This window comes from Vibrio sp. 10N.261.46.A3 (genome assembly GCF_041472995.1).
Taxonomy (GTDB): Bacteria; Pseudomonadota; Gammaproteobacteria; order Enterobacterales; family Vibrionaceae; genus Vibrio; species Vibrio coralliirubri.
Genome location: NZ_JBFRRH010000196.1, coordinates 1 through 418, shown reverse-complemented (window position 1 = coordinate 418; position 418 = coordinate 1). Strand labels below are relative to the sequence as shown.

The window sequence follows — 418 nt, the reverse complement described above, 5'->3', positions numbered from 1 at the left end:
GTTAAAAGTTAAAAGTTAAATTATAATAGTATAATTAAAAAGGTATGATGAAATGAGGAATCCCACTATGAGCTTGATAAAAGATGCAGCTGAAATAGAAACATGGGAGTCTGGCAAACTTGGTAGAAGTGAAGAATTTGTAAGAAAGTCAAAGAATGACGGTGAGAAGCTTGACGATAAGTTAGGATTACAAATGATTTCAATCAGGTTACAGAAAAGTTTAATTGAAGATTTGAAAGATATAGCAGAGCTTAATGGAATAGGTTATCAGCCACTTATGAAGCAAATCTTGAAGCGTTTTGTAGACGCAGAAAAGAAAAAAATCTTAAGAGAAATGGCTTTAGAACAAAGGAATATGGAAATCGAATTAAAGAAAGAAGCGATGTAGTTAATAATACATAACAAACTGTTTAAGAGT

General features: G+C 31.1%; 1 protein-coding gene. It reads left to right on the top strand.

Features of this window, described 5'->3' with window-relative positions; translation table 11 throughout:
- Positions 1-67 precede the first annotated feature (67 nt).
- The gene (locus AB4484_RS26615) at positions 68-388 is read left to right on the top strand and encodes a hypothetical protein (RefSeq protein WP_372081045.1); all 321 of its coding nucleotides are present in this window, start codon (positions 68-70) and stop codon (positions 386-388) included.
- Positions 389-418 lie beyond the last annotated feature (30 nt).